Here is a 16,723-nt window from a genome sequence, read left to right on the forward strand (position 1 = left end):
GAACATTAGAAATATATCATGGATCTGTGTTAAAATACAACGCATAGTCTGAGAAAAGGGGACTACCTTATGAAAATTTTACATCATCCTCAAGTAGCCGATATTGAACTTTCTTCCGTGTTGTATGCACTCAGTGATCCGACCCGGCTCGGGATCGTTGCAGAAGCAGCGAGAAGCGGAGAGCAGCCGTGCAGCCATTTTCATGCACCTGTTGTGAAATCAACGATGTCGCATCACATTCGCACGCTTCGAGAAGCTGGAGTGATACGAGTTAGAATACAGGGAACACAGCACTTTATCACACTTCGGTCTGAAGATTTGGAAGCACGCTTTCCGGGTCTATTGGAGCCCATATTACAGGCAGCCGCTCAGACAAATATAAATCCATCCTAAATGTTGTCCTTTCTTCCATTCGAAGAGAGGACATTTTTATTGATCGAATACTCATACGACATTTTGTGTCGTACCATGCTCTATATAATAACGGTGTACACACAAACCATATTGAAAAGAGGTTCACAACCATTGGCAAAAACCAAAAGAGGACGTGTCTTGTGGAGTCTCCCTTCCAGGGGCCGAGGAACATGCCCTGTGTGCAGTAGTACTCGAATTAAATTGTTGTATACACAGACGAAAACAGATGGTACAAGTCTGAAAGTATGCAAGAAATGTTCCAAAGCAGTGCAATCTAGAGTGGATATGGCACACGTATAACAAAACTGGCCTGTTCTTAGGGACGGGCCATGTCTTTTGGTATAATGGGATATATTAGCATTGGCTGAGATGGGGGCGGGAAAATGAGTAATATGCATCGGATTCATTGGTTTGATGAACAGATTCGGGGTGGACGTTTTCCGAACAGTAGCTGGCTCGCCCGTGAATTTGAAATCTCCCGTCGTCAGGCTCAGCGTGATATTGAATATATGGCAAGCTCTCTGCGAGCCCCTTTGGTGTATATGGCGAAATATCGGGGCTATTGTTATGAGGATCAGACGTTTCGTTTGCCCCATTTGTATATGACCGAAGAAGAGCAACGTGTGCTGAAATATTTAGCGCATCGCTATCGACACTATGATTATGATCAAGCTGACACGGTAAAACGTGTAGCACATTTGCTGGAGCGTTTTACGTTAGAAGAACAAAAGGTAGGAAGTAGCGCGATTCCGATGTTTTCGGCGCAACCGAAGCAGCTGCAATCCTTTGAATTGTTGTCCCATGCTATAACTGACTTGCGTAAAGTACATATTCATTACAGGGATCACGATGGAGAACGGCAGTTTTCTTTTTGTCCATTGAAGATGATATCCCAGTTTAACGCCGATTACGTTGTGGGTTATGAAGCAGACCCTATGAAGCAAGTGGCGATTCGATTGGAAGGTGTTGTTCATGTATCGAACTTGGATGAGAGGTTTGAGTACAGGTCAGATGCCCTGCTAGGTGGATGGGAAGAACCACTGCCTGTGCGTAAACCGTTTGTAGCTGAGATTCGATTGAAGGAATTGCAGCATATTGAGCTATGGCAGGGGTATCGCATTCGGGCGAGGCAAGATCAGATTTATTCAGTTGAATTTTATGACACGGACGCTTTCTTGCAGCATTTGTTTATTAGCGAATGGGAGGAACTTCTATCCCCAGGGTGGCTTAGACGTAAGCTTCAGCAATATGCAGAAGAATTAATGGGCAGGCTCACGATACAACGTAAGCAAGACGTGGAATAAACCAGCGTAGAGAGGAGAAGATACGTCCTTGGCTGAGATTATTTTAGATCACCTCATGATGAAGCGGGAGTCCAAATCGTACGTGGATAGTCTGCATGCAATACTCACCCATACGGGTCAGTTTCAAGGTTCCAAGTATTTACTTGCCGGATATACGGGCATGGCTTTCAAACTGGCTGTGCATCGTAGACTACTTCCCCTATCGGTTACAGCATATGGACAATGGGGGGAAGCGCATCGACTGGGAATAGATAACCTGGGGATATTCACGATCTGGGATGGGGGACGTACACGCCATTCCACGTTCCGTTATTACCAGCAGGATGCAGTGAATTGGGTAAGACGTAGTCTTGATGAAGGCACAGGTATAATTTACTGGATTCCTGAGTTCGGTGTTATTCATGGATATGATGACAGTGACCGCATCTTTTATGTGCAAGACGGATGGAGCAAGGAACCGGAGATTTTGCTTTATGATAATTTCGGCTTAAATTTTACTGGATTTTGGTATTGTCAAATGTTTGGTGATCAGGTCCGCATCCCTGAACAGCAGATGTTGCTGGAATCGCTGAGACTTGCAATTGAGGACTGGGATACCCCCTATCGTCTGCTGCCTGATCGGAATATTGCTTCAGGTAGGCAGGCATATGATGTGTGGATACAGGCCCTGCGGAGTAGGGATTTCGATGAATCGGGTGCGGCTTATATTTTGGAATCCTTCTGCCATTCTCGAACTGAAATCCGGATGTATCTGCAGGATGTTCGAGGAATATGGAACGAACTGGACCAAGCTTGTGCATGTTATGAACAACTTGGGACGTTAATTGACCAGATGAGAGGATATATGGTTCAGCAGGAGAATAGACGGATCTTGCGACCAGACACCACAGAAGATCTAGCACATGTATTAGTGAAGGCCAAAGCACTGGAAGATGAGGCTGTTAATTATTTTCGAGAGATATCCAGGAAGTACCCTGACCTGAAACGGTCAACTATACCAAGGTGGGGAGCACATTCCGCACGATAGAATGATAGAGCAAAGGAGGGAAGAATGATGGTTGCAAAAGTAGTATTGCACGACTGGATTCAATCCCCGAAAGCTGCGAATTCTGCTGATGCACACAGGTCATGGAGCGGCGTGAGCACATATACAGAGGCGTTGCATCGCATTTTATCACATAAACAGTGGACGGATCTCCCACACCACATGATTGCAGGTATGACAGCAAGTGCCTTCCGATTAGTGGTGAATCGTCGTCTGACGGCAGAGTCAATCTCCGCATATAACTGGATGGCAGAGAACTTTGTCGCAGCTGACTTCGTTGGTGTGACGGCGAGCCAAGCAGCGGGATTTTCGTTCGAACCAACCTTTCCCCTCTATCAGAAGCATGCTCTTCTAGATATCAAAGCTTCCATTGATCGGGGCATAGGTGCCATTCTCTGGCATGATCAATTTGTCATTGTTACTGGATATGATGATGTGGAACGTGTGCTGTTCATCTGTGAAAGTAGAGGCGATGAATTCATTCGTCTTCCTTATGATTCGTTTGGTCGGAACAGTACGCCCTACTGGTACTATCAGGTGCTGGAAGCCTGTACACCCATAGATCGATGGGAGGTCTGCAAGGAATCGTTAATCCAGGCCGTGTACAAATGGGAAACCCATGACTACATGCTGCCTATTCAAGATTATGCCTGTGGGGCGGATGCGTATGCTGCTATGGCTGCTGCTTTGCAATCAGGAGAATATGACGCAGGACAGGCGGCAACTGTAATTCGCTATTATGCCAATTCAAGATGGGATATTGCCTCTTATATTGCAGGACTTGAGCATCTTTCCAATCAAATGGATCAGGTTATAGATCAGTATAAGCTACTCGCAAACCTGTATACAACGATCGTTGAGGTAGTAGATGACTCCATATCTTGGGATTCGAGAGAACCGAAGTGTGTGCAACGTGTGATTGAGTTAATTCGGAAGGTAGGAGCGACGGAACAACGTGCCACGGATGCCATTAAACGTGCCTTTCCAGAGACGATAGGCAATCGCTTTGTTGATGTTGGTTTACGGTGATTTAAGGTGAATGGATTATGGTGGAGAACATGGTGAAGAATATCGAAATGAAGATGGAAAAGCTCAACTTGAATAAACCGGAAAGGCTATGATAGCCTGCCCGGTTTTTTTACATGTAAGATTTCATCTGAACAGGTCATGTGAACCAAGCTATTAATAATTTTATAAGAAAAAATACATAATTTTGTATCTAGGGGTAATCCAATCCTTCTCTTGTTCCGAATATTATAATAGATGGTCTTTTTTGGGTTATATATTATGGATAACAGGGGGCGGGAGTATGGTACAGGATCGGGAAACCATTCAGGAATGTATCGAAAAAGCAAGGCAGAAGCTCTATCAGATTGCTGATCATCATCCGGAGCTCTGGCACCCGGAAGTTATTCACCAATCCATGGTTTTGGATGAGTTGATTAATGAATATAACCGTTTGGTAAACAAGAACCCAAACGGACTCCCACATACGTTAAATTACGCTGTAAAACAATGAAATAAAAGACCACCAGTGATGGTGGTCTCATAGATATTAATATTCATTTACCTCGAAAGTAATAATTTTGTCGTAGATGATGTAATCCTGTCTCTGCTTGAAGGGACCGATGTTATTGCTATGTTTGTTAATGGCAAACGTAATTGGTCCGCCTACTGCTCTCGTTTCATACCATTTAATAAATCTTTGGACTTCAGCCATAGAGAGATCATACTCTTTAACAGTGCCGTTGCTTAGAGTTAGTACTAAGATAGCGCGATCACCTACAGGATCAGGTGTTCCTGGATCTGGTGTTCCCGGGTTAGGGTTTTCTGGATCAGTTGGATCCTCTGGATTAGGGTATTCTGGATCTGTAGGATTCTCCGTGCCAATTGGGAAATCCGACTCATGTAGATCATTGGTTCCTGTTATGACTTTTACTCCAGCTCCTGTTATTACGAGATCACCATTTTCAGCAATGGAGATATATTCAGTAGTACCAAGGTTAAATGTTGAATGGATTTTACCTTCAGGTGTGATTAAGGAGACCCCATGAACGCCGTTACTAAGGTAGATCATTCCGGAACTATCCAAGATAATACTACTTGGAGTAAGACTTACTTTATCGCTTTCCCACTTAACGGTTCCATCCGGTGAAATAGCTGTTAACACTGAGGTTGCAGCATAGATTATATTTCTTTTTTCATCCAATATAAGCCCGGATGCAGTCCTGTCTAATTTCAAAGTCCAGTTAAGGTCTCCAGCAGAATTGACAGAGTATATGGTACTATCATCTCCAGTACTCATAACATAAATGTTTCCGTCTTTATCGATTAAAGGAGAACCTCTTCTCAAGGGATTTTGGTTCCCTGAGACTTGATTTAACTGTTTACTCCATTTCAATGTTCCGCTAGGGTTAATAGCCGATAGTCTTAAACCAGAATTACTGTGCTGCACATATATGGTTCCATCAGAAGAGACAGTTGGATGACTGTTGTATGAATCTTTCAAGGCGTAGGTCCATTCCAACTTTTGAGTAGCAAGATTGATAGCATAGAGATTTCCACTATTACTTCCTAAATATGCAACATTACCATTGTCAATAGCAAATTCTCTCACAGATCCATTGAATGTTATTTTCCAATTTAAGGTTCCGTCTGGGTTTATCGCATAAAATGTGTTTCCACCTGTCGCGTATATTAATCCATCACTGCCGATAACAGGCTGGTTTGTTGCGTCTTTGAATGTCCATAAAGGAGAACCTTGAGGCGAAGTTGCATTAATACCTGAGCTCGAAGTATAGATTGTGCCATCTTTACTAATTACTGCAGGGTATCCTCCGTTTGTTCCAAGAATACTCCACTTCTCTATAAAGTTCCCATCAATAGCATCAAATCTTGATTTTCTTGTCCAGTTAAAATTCGTGGGTTGTACCGCTTCAAGATCGTATCCACCGACCGAGTAACCAGAACCTTGCTCAAAATTCGGTGTGGCGGCGTGAGATGTACCTCCCAGTAAGGTTAATGCGATCGTGAAACCTGTTAATAAACTAATGCTTTTCTTAAATCTCAAACTAAATCCATCCTTTCAGTAATATCTCATTAAGTATTTCTTCTAACAATATGCTTAAGATATATCGGCTTCACTTCACTTAATGTTTATACTTATAATTCCCTTTTAATCAAAATAGGACCAAGAAGTTATTAATCAAGTTACTTAAGCATGTCATAGCACGAGGGAGTGGGCCTACTCTTTTACCGCCCCAAGCACAATCCCCTTTACGAAGAAACGCTGCAAGAACGGATAGACGAGCAGAATTGGCAGAGCGCCAATAAAGATTTGAGCCGCGTTCACCGTACGTTGGGACATATTTTGGAGCTGCGTTGCATCGACGTTCATGTTGGAGAAATCCTGCTGTACGATAATAGTCTGCATTAATGTGGCAAGTGGATATTTGGAAGCATCATTCATATAGATCAACCCGTCGAACCAGGAATTCCACTGTCCGACCATCGTGAATAAGGAGATCGTAGCAATGGCGGGCATGGATACGGGTAGATAAATTTTGAACAGGGTCGTGATATGGTTGGCTCCATCGATGAATGCGGCTTCTTCCAGCTCTTTCGGTACGTTACGGAAGAAGTTCATCATGAGAATAAGGTTCCAGACAGCGACCGCTCCCGGCAAAATGAGAGCCCACATCGTATTGATTAGTCCTAGTTTCTGGATCAGGATATAGGATGGAATCAATCCTCCGCTGAATAGCATCGTGAAGATGAAAAACCACGCGTATAGCGAGCGTCCCTTGAAGTGCAGACTCTCCTTGGATAATGGATAAGCCGTCAGAAAGACAAGCGTCATACTGAGCAGTGTGCCAAGAACCGTACGCTGGACTGAAATCCAGAGTGCACTGAGAAAGTTACTGTTACCAAATGTTTTGGTGTACGCGTCCACCGTAAAATCAATCGGCCAAAGTGTCACCAGATTGGCGGATGCTGCCGCCTTACCACTGAAGGAAACCGCCAGAATATGGACCAGCGGCAGGATGCACAGGATGGAGACGGCCGCGATGAATATCAGGTTGAAACCATTGAATATACGGTACCCGGTTGTTTTGTGATACACCTTGATTCCTCCTTAATGCATTATGCTAACCCTTTTAGAAAATACGATAATTGGCGATTTTGTACGCCATCCGGTACGCAGAGATGACCAGGAACATCGCGACAAATGATTTGAATAGTCCAACAGCGGTCGCGAAGCTCATTTTGCCATTCAGAATCCCCATCCTGTAGACAAAGGTATCGATAATATCGCCTTTCTCATACACCAGCGGATTGTACAGGTTAAAGATCTGGTCAAAACCTGCATTCAGGATGTTGCCCAGCGATAACGTACCTACCACGATAATCATTGGCACGAGCGCAGGCAGGGTAATATGCAATGTCTGTCTAAGTCGTGTTGCCCCATCTACCTCCGAAGCCTCATACAATGCCGGATTAATGCCCGCAAGTGCTGCCAGAAATACAATCGTACCGAATCCAAACTCCTTCCATACATCACTGACCACCACCGTTACACGGAACCAGTCGCCATCTCCCAGAAAAAAAATCGGTTCAACACCAGCCGCTGCTAGCATCTGGTTTATCAGTCCGCCTTCGGGTGATAACATGTCGAGCAGAATGCCGCCCAGGACAACCCAGGACAGGAAATGGGGCAGATATACTAATGTTTGCGAGAAACGTTTGAACGTAGAGTTCCGCACTTCATTCAGTAAAATGGCAAACACCACAGGGGCCACAAGTCCGGCCACGATTTTCATGGAAGCAATCAGCACGGTGTTCCAGATGACCTGAACGCTATCGGGATATTCGAACATGAACCGGAAGTTGTCCCAGCCCACCCATTTGGAGCCAGTGAACCCCAGCCACGGTTTGAAATCTTGAAAAGCAATTATAATGCCGCCCATGGGCACATAGGCGAACAGCAATGTGAGCAGTACAGCAGGCAACAGCATCAGATGTAGCGGCCACGTGCGTTTGAAATTCCAGCGGGTACGTTTGCGTAGTTGATGTGGTTGCCTTGTCGTTTGCCGCACCGGCTTGTTGGTTGATAGTGGTTGTTCCATAGCCATCGGGGTCCCTCCTTTATCTCCGTCCAGCTCTGGCAACATGAGGTGAAGAAGCCTGTGCACAGAGTGGAGCAACTGAATTATAGCAACGGAAGAGGGTGGACTATAGAACAACATTTCAATGCGGATGTTGAAATATTAACTTGTTGATGAAAACGAAAAAAGAGCATTCGCAAGTTGTAGGAAAGGCAGCGAACATAAAATCATATAGAAATGTAAGGGTTTTCAATATAAAATAGGACTTCAATGTAAATGGAATAAAAATTCAGAGACAGGGTGAAATGATGAAGTTCACAGTATTCGCCAAGACGGTTATTCTCTTAATCTGCCTGTTGGTACCCATTCTGCTGCTCTATACATATTCGAATCAAGCTAATGTGGACATGGTGGTAGAGGAGAAACATCAGTCGAGTTTGAACCAGTTTAATTATTTCAGTTCCCAGGTGGATAAAAATATCGAGCAACTATCGCTGTATGGTCTGACGTTGCTACGAGATCCCAGTATCCTGCACTACCGTTACATGACAGACTCAACCAGCCAATATGAGAAAAACAGCATCTATCTGGATATTCTCGACAAGTTATCGTTGTACCAGTCCACCAGCCGTTGGAAGAACGATATTACCATCGTGCTGCCACAAGCGGAACTTGTGTTGTCTACCATGTCGAGCCGGACGGTCTACGATGAGAAGATGTTGACGTTTCCTCAGCCAGGACAATGGCAGCTGGAGCAGGGGAGCTTCACCTACTTTTTCACGGATAACTATGAGTGGAACGAAAGACCGGTGAACACTAGCGTGCGAACAGTGATGGAGATTAATTTTGATCCGATGAACGTGGTTACCATGTTGGATGACTTCAAAGAGACACAGGGCGGAGATCCTTTCCTGCTAGTCCCGGGTAACGAACCATTGCTCAACCGCACTGCGGATCCCGAACTGGTCGAAGCCGTCATGCGTGATATCCCCTTTAGCGGACCGGAGAGGGAAGGCAATCATCAGCTGGAGGTGGGAGGCAAGCAATATCTGGTCAGTTACGTGCACTCCAAACAAATGCAAGCAGTTTACGTAAATCCGGTAGTTTTGGATGATCTGCTGAACCCGATGGACAAGAGTCGAAATATGTTTATTACTTCCATTCTGTTATTGCTTGTGTTGAGTATCGGGGCCGCACTGCTCTTGTATCGAAAAGTTCAGGTGCCCATCTACCGTTTGATGAGAGGGCTGCAACAGATTCGCAAAGGGCAGCTGTCCACACGGATTCCGGTCGATCACTCCCGGGATGAATTCGCATATCTGGCCCAAAGCTTTAACCATATGGCAGAGCAGATCCAGGAACTAATCGAGAAGGTATACGAGGAACGTATCCGCTCACGGGAAGCGACATTGAAGCATCTGCAATCTCAGATCAATCCGCATTTTCTGTACAACTGCCTGTTTTATATAAAAAATATGACCCAGCTTGGCAACCGTGAAGCGGTTATCGCCATGTCGCTCAGTCTGGGAGACTATTATCGCTACATTACGCGAGGCGAGAAGGATATGACGAGTGTGGAAGAGGAGATCCGGCTGCTGGACCATTACCTGTCCATTCAACAGATGCGGACCAACCGGCTGACCTACGAGATTGCCGTACCACAACAACTGATGCAGCTCCATATTCCAAGACTGCTCATTCAACCAATCGTTGAAAATGCAGTGATCCATGGCATCGAGCCGATGGAGGGCAGTGGGCATGTTATCGTAACGGGTATGGCGGTACCCGAGCATGTCGAGGGGCGACAATATACCCGATACAGCCTGTTTGTTGACAATGACGGTGTCACGCTGACAGCGGAGGAGATTGCAGAACTGGAACGGGAGATCAATGAACCGATGGGCGAAGAGATCGGAACAGGCACGTGGAATGTGCACCAGCGACTTATTACGCGATATGGCCTGTCATCTGGGCTTCATTTTGCAGCGATTCCTTACGGTGGGCTTAGTGTAGAAATTCGATGGTTTGAGGAGGAATAAACGCATGATGAATCTGATGGTGGTAGACGATGAACATTCGGCAGTGGAATCGATAGCTGTCTCTATACCGTGGACAGAACAAGGGATTAATCAGGTATTCAAAGCCTATTCAGTCAAAGAAGCACTGGAACATATGGCAGCATACCCAATCCATATTATTATCACGGATATTCGTATGCCGGGTCTATCCGGTCTGGATCTGGTTAGTCATATCCGGCAGAAGTGGGCACAGACCAAATGTATTATTTTATCGGGGCATGCATCCTTCGATTATGCGAAGCAGGCGCTCAAATACGGGACAGTCACTTATCTGCTGAAACCGGTTCGGGATGAAGAACTGATCGAATCCGTACAGCAGGCTGCCGTGCAGATTCGTCTGGAGGGTGAAAAGCAATTGCTGCATCAGCGGGCTATGTATTCGGTAAGGGAACATCTGCCCGAGAAACGGGCGGAATTAATGAAGGATGTGTTGCTAGGGCATAAACTCACTGATGCTGAACTCACAGCTAAGCTGGAGCAGCTGGAGATCGGGTTCCGTCCACAGGATAAAATACAGCTATTGCTCATTCGATATGATGACCACCAACCTACACAGAAGGCTTTTCGATTGATGAAGTATGCGATCTCAAACGTGGTGGAAGAGATCTATGGAAGTGCCTACCACCTCTGCCATACGGATGATGCCTATGACGACCTCGTGTTCATGGCGAGTCCAAAACAATCGCAGTCCGAACCGGAACTTCTCATGGGCCGGCTCGGAGATCGATTGCTTCACAGTGTGAGGCAGTATCTGAATGCGACTATTTCACTATCCGTTAGTGGGATTGGACGTTTTCCCAATCAGGTGCCCCAGTTATATCATCAGGCGGTGAGTGCGCTACGCAAGCAGGCTGAGGCAGGCAAGGGGAAAGGATTACATCTGAATGCAGCAACAGGCTCCAAAGGAGCTACGTTGAAGTCACTCGCCGCACTCTATGAACCTCCCGGTCTGACCACATTACTGGAAGCCGGACGCATAGGGGATGCAGAGCAGAAAATCGATCAGATTTTTACCGAGCTGTCGAACAGCGTATTCCCGGAGCATGTATATGTGGCCTTTCATTATTTGGCGGCGGCGTTCTCCTATATGGCGCATCGGGAAGGAAGACAGTTAGCCGATGTGCTCGGCGAGCATTACCAACAGTTGCTCAAAGACGGCTATGGCATCTCGCTGCGGAGTCTGGAAACGTGGACACGTTGTGTGATGCAGCAGTGGGCCGAGAGTGCAAGCGATGGGGGACAGGATGCCGGATCAACGCTGATCCGGCAAGTGCAGCAATGGATCGACCATCACCTGAGCGAGGATCTGTCATTACAGATCATTGCGGGGGAGGTGCATCTGCATCCGGTATATCTCTCGAAAATGTACAAACAATCCACAGGTGAAGGGATCAGTGACTACATCATCCGTTCCCGAATGGAGCGTGCTGTTCATCTGCTCAAGCATACGGCGATGAAGATCTATGAAGTCGGTCAGGAAGTGGGGTACAACAACACGCCTTATTTCATACAGGTATTCCGTAAACATTATGGACTGACCCCGCAAGATTTTCGGAACGGTTAACAAATCAATATGAACATTGAAATTGTGATATATGTTTGCTACCCCGACTGCACTATCCTTTTCATGTAAGGTGCCTTTGGCATCAATCCAATCAGCGACTTGCATCATCAAGATAAGAATCCAAATGGTGTTGTTCGTCCATGTTTTGCACCCGTGATCGGTTGTAGTCGAATGATGCAAAAAGCAGAAGGTGCATTAAGCGCTGAAGGGTATCCAAGTTACCTGGGGAGGGGTTTGTTCATGTATAGAAAAATGATGACGGCATTACTGGCAGTAACGATGATTACCGTAACGGCATGCAGTTCAGGGGCCAAGGAAGAACCAGCGAAGGAAACTGCTGCACCCCTAGCCTTGCAAAACGGGAAGTATGAACCGGCAGTTCAGATGAGTTATTTGCGAGCCTGGAATGATGATACGAAATTCAAGAACGGAGAAACGGCACAGAATAATGTGCATACCAAATGGGCCAAGGAGCGACTTGGCATCGATCTGACCACACCATGGGCCGTATCCGTAACCAATGATGCATTTTACACGAAATTGCGTCTGTCCCTGTCGGCAAACGAGGAACTCCCGGATATCGTCTCCATTCGGGGGGACTACAATCTGGTGCGGGAATTAATTGAATCGGGGAAGTTTGCCAATGCGGGGGAGTTGTTTGACCAATATGCGTCCGACACTTGGAAACAGGCATCCGAATCGGCCCCAGAAGAATGGTATCCATACATGTATGAGGGCGAGCGGTACGGCATTCCGATCTTCGATTATGCATATAACGGCGATTCGGTCATGTTCATTCGGGAAGACTGGCTGAAGAAGCTGGGACTGAAGGAACCGAAGACCATGGATGAGCTGGTTGCAGTTATGGATGCGTTCACGAATCAGGACCCGGATGGCAACGGTAAAAAAGATACGTATGGTCTAACCGTGGGCATGAAGAATGGGCTTAATACCTGGATGACTGAATCGGGCTGGATCTTCGGCATGTACAATACGATGCCAGGACAGTGGAATGATGCTGGAGACGGGACACTGCAGTATGGCTCGATCCAGCCAGGTGTGAAGGAAGGATTGGCGACGATGAAAGATTGGTTGTCCAAAGGTTACCTGCCCAAAGAAGCGGGTGTCTATGACGAGATCAAAGCAGCTGAACTGTTCACCGCAGGCAAAGCCGGCATTATCGTAGGACCACACTGGATGCCGAACTGGCCGATTGATGATGTTAAGAAAAATGTAGATGGTGCCACGTACAAAGCCATTGCCCTGCCAACTGGGCCGACAGGTGAGAGCCACCAGCATGGTTCCGGGGCGAGCAACGGGGTGGTACTGATTAACAAGGACATGGCGAACCCGGAGATTTTCTTCACGTATCAGAATTATTTGTTCGACAACTTTGCTAACCCGGAAGTGGGCAGCGAGTTCGAACATGGCTTCGCGCAAGGATATGACTATGACATCGTGGACGGCAAGGTCGTTGGCGAAGCAGAAGTGAAGGACGGCGTATCACCACTGAAGTATACGATTACGTATGATGGTGCACGAATTCCGAATCTGATGATGGATACACTGGCAGAACTAGCGAAGGGCAAAGAGCCAGAGACCCCTTTCGAGAAAAATACGAAGATTGCCAACAAACCGGAAGTGTTTGCGGCCGCTGAAGTGGTCGTTGCGAATAAAGATAACGCGATCAAGAACAAGTTCACGGGAGCACCGACCGAGACGATGAAAATGAAGAGGGACGCGATCGACAAATTGGAGAAGGATACGTTCAGTAAGATCATCTATGGTCAAGTGGGGATCGAGGAATTCGATGCGTTTGTGACGAAGTGGAAATCTATGGGCGGGGATGATATTACAGTCGAAGTGAACGAGTGGTTTAAGACAGTAAATTAATAGGGTGAATGATTCATCAGATAAATCAGACTAAAGTAGTGAAAGAGAGCAGCATGTTTCATGAATACACCGGATTTGGGCGGAGAAACGTCTGATTCCGGTGTTTTTACTGTCTGATCTAGGTGGATATAGACAGGTATAGGAAACCCTAGATCTTTTTGCTGGCGAACAACCGTGCGTAAGTCTTATTGTTCGAGGTGGGCTTGGAAGAGTAAAATAATAGGTGATATACGAAAATCAATAATATGTGTATACATCGGTTGGTTCGCGGAACTATCCGTTGAATAGAAGAATGGTGAGTGCAAGCGGAATAAGTGAAATTAAGTAAGGGAGGAACTTAGATGAGTGTAGAATATGATCAGGCCATGGAAGAAATGGTCGCAGCCCTTCATGAATGGTTCAATGAACAGGCGAACCGGAACGATCTTGATGATACGGTGAAGCGCACTACCCTGCAAATGGGAGTATTCAATAAGATCCTACTTGATTACAGGCCTGGACGGACCATAGTAGACAGTGTAGATCTGGGGTGGGACGATGGATTTAAGTCGAAGCAGGCAGGGATTTTTACCAAGGAACAGGTGCGAACGGAGATACAACCTAAACTAGTAGAAGTTGTCCGAGGAAGATTGGACGAGCTGGCGAACACACCTGTGATTGACTATCGCTTCACCTTTCGTGGGAAATTCCCAACGACCGAAGGAGAACTCGAGCTGACGATGCTCGAATACATCAATGAAGAGAAAAAGCAGCGATTAATGGAACATATCCATACATACATCGATAAGAAGCTGGAGAATGGTACGTATCCAACAAAACCATTAGAATCTTTCTTTTTGGTGAATCATCTGCTTAATCCCAAATTATTCCCTGAGTTGGATGTAGCATGGACCATCAGGCAGTATGACCGAATTCTAGAGTTAAACAAAGATCGCCAGGAGGCACTTGCAGAGCATCGTGGTTATATTATTCGTACGGTGAGGAGATGGGCGGAGAATCAGTTTTTACCTCAGTATTATGATGTACAGACTTCAGCATATCGTACCAATGAATATACACTGAAGCCAGATATAGCGTGGGGATCCAGCGATATGGAGCATGTTGAACTGCATTCAAGTGAGAGCCTGAATCAGGCCAGTGTCTCTCAACCTATCGATCTGTTGTTATATGTGGCGGTCATGATTCTGCGTTTTGAACCGAGCTACAGCAAATCCAGAGGTCTTACTTTCCTGGAACTGGCGAAGGAACTTGGTAGCAAGCGCGCGGCGCGCATGATAGCAGAAGGTAGCGGGGCGTATGCGAAGGAAGATACGCATGTGAAAACAGAACAAGTCGAATGTAAGGCGAATGATGTATTTGCTCTGATGACCATTCACATTCGTAAGGAGGAACCGGAGGCCTATCAGCAAGCCCTTGCCTTTATAATCCATTTATTGAAGCAGGGTTTTCCGAAAAATTACAAGATCAAGCTCAAATCCAGTGTTAAACAGTATTTGCCGATCAAAGGACTTGCGAAGTCGGATACCCATCGATTCTTTGCCAATGCACTAGAATATCCAGAGCTGCATCCACTCCTGGAAGAGTATGCGCGAGAGGCGATCCAAGAGTTCGAGTTCTACCAGGATACCGAGAGTGAGAAGAGCTGTATGCCAGGTAGCTATGCTACTTTTGGGCTGGGACTCGTGAATGAGCAGTATTTCCCGCTGGTTGAATATTATATGGGTGAAGTGGATGATGAGCATCAGTTAGTCCAGGATAAATTCACGGCTGCTTTTGCGGAAAAACAGGGTGTAACGCGCCACTCGGTACCTGTGCTAGTCGCCAGCTTGCGGCGTTCGACCGACAGTTTGAAGCTGAAGATTCAGCCGGAGCTTGAGAATGATGAGACACTCGAACTGCTGGTTAGACAGATGCAGAGTCTCAAACGTAATGAAGTAGAACATGTCATTTACCCGATCTTCGGCAAGGTGGAGAAGCTTGCAACGCTGGCACGTAAGGCACAGGGAAGACGAAAGGAATTGTTACTGGACCTGCTGCGAGCCGCGGGCAAGTAAGACAGGTATGGCGCCATGAATTTGCCAGAACGTCTAACAAAATGCAGAAGGGAAGGCGGATAGTGGATGGAAGCATGGGATCGAGACGTGTGGCAGAAGCTGAATGCTCAGGACAAAGAGGGATGGATGCGTAAGTTGGTTCGTCAATTACCGGAAGGCATGACCTATGAGGGATTGCAGACATTTGAACGATTTGGACGACGGGCTCAGACAGGGGTGTTTACACAGGAGGGACAACGTTTCGTTTTTGTGCCGGGCGGTGAGGTAACGTTAGGCTGGTCGCAATGGCAGGATGGAATGGATGAAAAAACCTCTACCGATCTGCATGAAGCAGCCAGTAACTATGGTGTTCAGGATGTTGGTATGTTTCTTGCCAGCCAGATGTCACCCGTGCGAGAAGTCCACATTAGTCCGATGCTCGTGGAGTGTAAGACGACCTCAGTGGGATGGATTGAAGTAACGGAAGAGGAAGCATATGCTCAGGAGCATGAGGATTTTCCAGAAGCACTAGTAGCATTCAAGCAATCGGGGCTCAATGAATATGAACTTCACCTGCAATTTCGGCTAATCCGAGATAACGGAGGAAAGGTTCAGATCCTCTGGTTTAATGAAGGGATCGAGATCGAAGACGTGATCAAGGAAGAAAAGGAAGCAGGCTTTGAATTGTTGACAGAAGATGAGTGGGAGTATATCTATGGCGGCGGCTGTCGCACATTATTCCCTTGGGGAGACACCTTCGACTACACGTTGAGATTAAAACATTTTGGAATTCTCCATCATGCAGAAAACGCTGAACGAATGTCTATTGATACAGGGACAGATACAGATACAGATAGAACTTCTTCCATACTTACTGGAGTAAACAGGCATGGATATGAATTGGAGTTGCCGAACTTTTTTGGTGTTCAGTTTGCCGGAGATCCATATATGTATGAACTCACACTCGGTCCAGATGGAGAAGTGATGCCCAAAGGTGGAGATGGTGGGAACTTGATCTGCGAGGGCACAGGTCCACTGCTTGGCTTCCTGCCGGCAGCATCCGTATTTTATCGGGATGTGAATGTGAGTGAACTGGACTGGGAGGAACTGATGGACACGTTGTATTATCGCCGTATTATTCGTTTGACGAATGTAGGAGCAGAATAAATGCTGCACAGATCCATGGAGTCCCCTTTTTAAGACAGGACGGAAAATTAGAAGACCAGCTTATTTCGCTGTGCCTTTTACACATGATTTGGGTATATATAATCAGGCCGGAAGGCTTAA

Annotated in this window: 14 protein-coding genes; 11 read left to right on the forward strand and 3 right to left on the reverse strand. The window is 46.2% G+C overall.

The window, feature by feature from the left end; translation table 11 throughout:
* Window positions 1-69: 69 nt before the first annotated feature.
* The 6 genes from PQG66_RS21060 to PQG66_RS21085 all read left to right on the forward strand — a co-directional run bounded on the left by PQG66_RS21060 (window position 70) and on the right by PQG66_RS21085 (window position 4,282).
* Complete coding sequence (locus tag PQG66_RS21060) at window positions 70-393, forward strand: ArsR/SmtB family transcription factor (RefSeq protein WP_272039787.1); 324 nt, start codon at window positions 70-72, stop codon at window positions 391-393.
* 132 nt (window positions 394-525) lie between these two features.
* Window positions 526-714, forward strand: coding sequence for a hypothetical protein (locus PQG66_RS21065; RefSeq protein ID WP_272039788.1), 189 nt, complete (start codon window positions 526-528; stop codon window positions 712-714).
* A gap of 83 nt (window positions 715-797) precedes the next feature.
* On the forward strand, window positions 798-1,718 hold the full coding sequence (locus PQG66_RS21070; RefSeq protein WP_272039789.1) for a helix-turn-helix transcriptional regulator: 921 nt from the start codon (window positions 798-800) through the stop codon (window positions 1,716-1,718).
* A gap of 28 nt (window positions 1,719-1,746) precedes the next feature.
* Window positions 1,747-2,745 (forward strand): hypothetical protein, encoded by a 999-nt coding sequence (locus PQG66_RS21075; protein WP_272039790.1) that lies wholly within the window; start codon window positions 1,747-1,749, stop codon window positions 2,743-2,745.
* 24 nt (window positions 2,746-2,769) lie between these two features.
* Window positions 2,770-3,792, forward strand: a complete 1,023-nt coding sequence (locus PQG66_RS21080) for a hypothetical protein (RefSeq protein WP_272039791.1) — start codon at window positions 2,770-2,772, stop codon at window positions 3,790-3,792.
* 280 nt (window positions 3,793-4,072) lie between these two features.
* Entirely contained in the window at window positions 4,073-4,282 is a 210-nt protein-coding gene (locus tag PQG66_RS21085; protein WP_272039792.1) for an aspartyl-phosphate phosphatase Spo0E family protein, read from the forward strand.
* A gap of 36 nt (window positions 4,283-4,318) precedes the next feature.
* On the opposite strand, the gene PQG66_RS21090 is transcribed toward PQG66_RS21085, so the two are convergent.
* From PQG66_RS21090 to PQG66_RS21100, 3 genes are all read right to left on the reverse strand, one after another.
* Window positions 4,319-5,833: an outer membrane protein assembly factor BamB family protein gene (locus tag PQG66_RS21090; RefSeq protein ID WP_272039793.1), complete on the reverse strand. Its 1,515-nt coding sequence runs from the start codon at window positions 5,831-5,833 to the stop codon at window positions 4,319-4,321.
* Window positions 5,834-6,007: 174 nt separating this feature from the next.
* Entirely contained in the window at window positions 6,008-6,886 is an 879-nt protein-coding gene (locus PQG66_RS21095) for a carbohydrate ABC transporter permease (RefSeq protein WP_017692164.1), read from the reverse strand.
* 34 nt (window positions 6,887-6,920) lie between these two features.
* Complete coding sequence (locus PQG66_RS21100) at window positions 6,921-7,895, reverse strand: ABC transporter permease (RefSeq protein ID WP_442955149.1); 975 nt, start codon at window positions 7,893-7,895, stop codon at window positions 6,921-6,923.
* A gap of 278 nt (window positions 7,896-8,173) precedes the next feature.
* Here PQG66_RS21100 and PQG66_RS21105 point away from each other — a divergent pair, with 278 nt between their 5' ends.
* The 5 genes from PQG66_RS21105 (at window position 8,174) to PQG66_RS21125 (ending at window position 16,603) form a co-directional block, all read left to right on the forward strand.
* Complete coding sequence (locus PQG66_RS21105; protein ID WP_272039794.1) at window positions 8,174-9,907, forward strand: sensor histidine kinase; 1,734 nt, start codon at window positions 8,174-8,176, stop codon at window positions 9,905-9,907.
* A 4-nt stretch (window positions 9,908-9,911) separates the two neighbouring features.
* Window positions 9,912-11,510 carry a response regulator transcription factor gene (locus PQG66_RS21110; protein WP_272039795.1) on the forward strand — a complete coding sequence of 533 codons (1,599 nt, stop codon included), beginning with the start codon at window positions 9,912-9,914 and terminating at the stop codon, window positions 11,508-11,510.
* Window positions 11,511-11,750: 240 nt separating this feature from the next.
* Entirely contained in the window at window positions 11,751-13,403 is a 1,653-nt protein-coding gene (locus PQG66_RS21115) for an extracellular solute-binding protein (RefSeq protein ID WP_272039796.1), read from the forward strand.
* Window positions 13,404-13,744: 341 nt separating this feature from the next.
* Complete coding sequence (locus tag PQG66_RS21120) at window positions 13,745-15,457, forward strand: DUF6138 family protein (protein ID WP_272039797.1); 1,713 nt, start codon at window positions 13,745-13,747, stop codon at window positions 15,455-15,457.
* 66 nt (window positions 15,458-15,523) lie between these two features.
* Window positions 15,524-16,603, forward strand: a complete 1,080-nt coding sequence (locus PQG66_RS21125) for a hypothetical protein (RefSeq protein ID WP_272039798.1) — start codon at window positions 15,524-15,526, stop codon at window positions 16,601-16,603.
* Window positions 16,604-16,723: the final 120 nt, after the last annotated feature.

The organism is Paenibacillus sp. JJ-100 (assembly GCF_948329825.1).
Classification (GTDB): domain Bacteria; phylum Bacillota; class Bacilli; order Paenibacillales; family Paenibacillaceae; genus Paenibacillus.